Source organism: Endozoicomonas sp. SESOKO2 (assembly GCF_024606245.1).
In the GTDB taxonomy this organism is placed as follows: domain Bacteria; phylum Pseudomonadota; class Gammaproteobacteria; order Pseudomonadales; family Endozoicomonadaceae; genus Endozoicomonas_A.
The window spans coordinates 1-2,372 of the sequence record NZ_JAHHPQ010000269.1 but is presented as its reverse complement, the minus strand read 5'-3'; the positions used below and the strand labels follow the sequence as shown (position 1 = coordinate 2,372).

Genomic DNA, 2,372 nt, shown 5'->3' with positions numbered 1-2,372 from the left:
ACGCAGCAGCCTGTTTCACACAAAAAAACCTGGCCATCAACGACCGCTTCTGTCAGCTTCAGAAAAGTTACCGATTTGATGCCCGATCAGGGATAGGCACTCTGGCCAAGGCCGTCAACAAAGGCGACGCCAGACAAACAATCAGGGTATTTCAGCAAATGTTTGATGATATTGCCCTGTACCCAGTGGACGAAAATAGTTACCAGCAACTGATGTCACTCTGCGCACAAGGCTATACCCCCTATCTTCAGGCCATTCATGATCAGCAAGATGAAAAGACGGTTTTGAGGGCCTTTAACCATTTTCGCCTGCTCTGTTCATTGCGGGAAGGACGCTGGGGGGTTGAAGGACTGAATGATGGCATTCGTTCTGCTCTGGCAAGAAGAAACCTGATTCCATCGGAGGGCTTATGGTATCCGGGCCGCCCGGTTTTGATTACCCGCAACGCTCATGACCTTGGCCTGTACAACGGTGATATTGGTATTGCTATGCCTGATCGCAACAACCGTCTGAAAGTGGTCTTTGAATTAGCCGACGGAAGCCTCAAGTACCTTCTGCCCAGTCGCTTGCCAGAACACCAGACCGTTTTTGCTATGACGATACACAAAAGTCAGGGGTCAGAATTCCCCCACACTGTCATGGCACTTCCAGAGCAGATGACACCGGTGCTTACCCGGGAATTGCTTTACACCGGCATCACCCGGGCCAAGACCAGGCTGGACCTGTTTGCACTGCCGCAGATTCTGGTTAAAGCCATTCAACAGAAAACCCTGCGTTCGTCAGGATTGAAAGACCGACTCATTAACCACTACAGCTACTGAAATTGCTGATATGACCAAAAAAATCTACGTTATTTATACCGGTGGCACCATTGGCATGAAACCCACTGATTCGGGTTATGCCCCCTCTGGTAATATGCAGGCGCTTCTGGACGAAAAGCTACCTCTCCACACCCGCCGGGGCCTTCCGGACTTTGAACTGGTAGAATATGAGGAACTGATCGATTCCAGTAATATCCGCCCACAAAACTGGCAGCAGATAGCAACGGATATTGCCGATCACTATGAAGACTACGATGGTTTTGTAGTTCTGCACGGTACTGACACCATGGCATACTCCAGTTCAATGATGTCATTTATGCTTCGCAATCTCGGTAAACCGGTTATCTTCACTGGCTCCCAGATCCCACTGTGTGAACCTCGAAGTGATGGTCTGGAAAACTTTGTTGGTGCCCTGAGTATTGCCACTGATGAACGCATCAACGAGGTGTGTCTGTACTTTAACGGACGTTTAATGCGCGGCAACCGGGCTCGTAAGCAAAATGCCTATCTGTTTGATGCCTTTGACTCCCCTAACTTCCCATGGCTGGGGCGTGCTGATATCAACATCGAGCTCAATGACCTGCTGTTATTGAAACCTGAAAACAAGCCAGAATTTCATCTTGAATGCTCTGAAGATACCCTGGTCGGTATTGTGCAACTCTTTCCCGGTATCACTGCCCAGTGGCTGGAAACAGTCCTGAACCAACCTCAAAAAGCCTTTATCATGAGGACTTATGGCACGGGAAATGGCCCTGACGGCGACCCGGTACTGCTGGACACTTTGAAAAAGGCGACAGATGCCGGCAAGATCATTGTAAACCTGACCCAATGTCACAGAGGCTCTGTTCATCAAGGCAGTTATGCTGCAGGCTCGGCGCTCGCCAAAGCGGGGGTTATAGGGGGTCTGGATACGACGACAGAAGCCATGTTCTGCAAGCTTCATCATTTATTGTCAAAGGGTCACTCAACCCGGGAGATCAGAGAGCTGATCGGACAGAATATTTCTGGTGAGCTGACGATCTGAAGAAACGACGGGGACTTTCAAATACTCATTCAGCCTTTTATCTGCCGTAAGCGAAGCGAATCGGCTGGATAAATTCGTTAAGTTGCACTAAAAAACTTTACAGAATAATGAAGATGTACAGAAGAGGAAAGCTATGGATACGATTAGTTATACATCAGCAAGAAATAATCTGGCAAAAACCATGCAACAAGTGTGTTTTGACCATGGTCCGGTAGTGATTACCAGAAAAGGTGAACAACCAGTCGTTATGATGTCAATGAGCGACTATCAATCGCTGCAAGAGACAGCATATTTACTGCGAAGTCCAAAAAATGCTCGTCGTTTGTTTGAGTCTATAGCTGAGTTAGAAAATAGAACAGGTACTGAACGAGAGCTGATGGAATGAAGCTGACTGTCTCAGAGTGAGCTTGGGACGATTACCTTTACTGGCAAAAAACAGATAAACGGGTCAACTCATTAATTAAAGAAATTAAGAGAACGTTCTATGAAGGAACCGAAAAGCCAGAGCCATTGAAACAGGGTTTATC

3 protein-coding genes and 1 pseudogene are annotated in these 2,372 nt (G+C 47.6%); all 4 read left to right on the top strand.

Annotated features, from left to right (window positions below; all coding sequences use genetic code 11):
- On the top strand, positions 1 to 821 hold an 821-nt coding region (locus KDK17_RS06300; protein ID WP_257287620.1), incomplete at its 5' end, for an ATP-binding domain-containing protein.
- A gap of 10 nt (positions 822 to 831) precedes the next feature.
- The gene (gene ansA / locus KDK17_RS06295) at positions 832 to 1,845 is read left to right on the top strand and encodes an asparaginase (RefSeq protein WP_257276142.1); all 1,014 of its coding nucleotides are present in this window, start codon (positions 832 to 834) and stop codon (positions 1,843 to 1,845) included.
- 133 nt (positions 1,846 to 1,978) lie between these two features.
- Positions 1,979 to 2,230: a type II toxin-antitoxin system Phd/YefM family antitoxin gene (locus tag KDK17_RS06290; RefSeq protein WP_257276141.1), complete on the top strand. Its 252-nt coding sequence runs from the start codon at positions 1,979 to 1,981 to the stop codon at positions 2,228 to 2,230.
- Positions 2,227 to 2,372, top strand: a pseudogene (locus KDK17_RS06285) (type II toxin-antitoxin system YoeB family toxin); the annotation flags it as partial. The gene KDK17_RS06290 and the pseudogene KDK17_RS06285, both read left to right, overlap by 4 nt.

Coding starts and splice junctions, on each gene's coding strand:
- ansA (WP_257276142.1), top strand. CDS start 832: ATGACCAAAAAAATCTACGTTATTTATACCGGTGGCACCATTGGCATG.
- KDK17_RS06290 (WP_257276141.1), top strand. CDS start 1,979: ATGGATACGATTAGTTATACATCAGCAAGAAATAATCTGGCAAAAACC.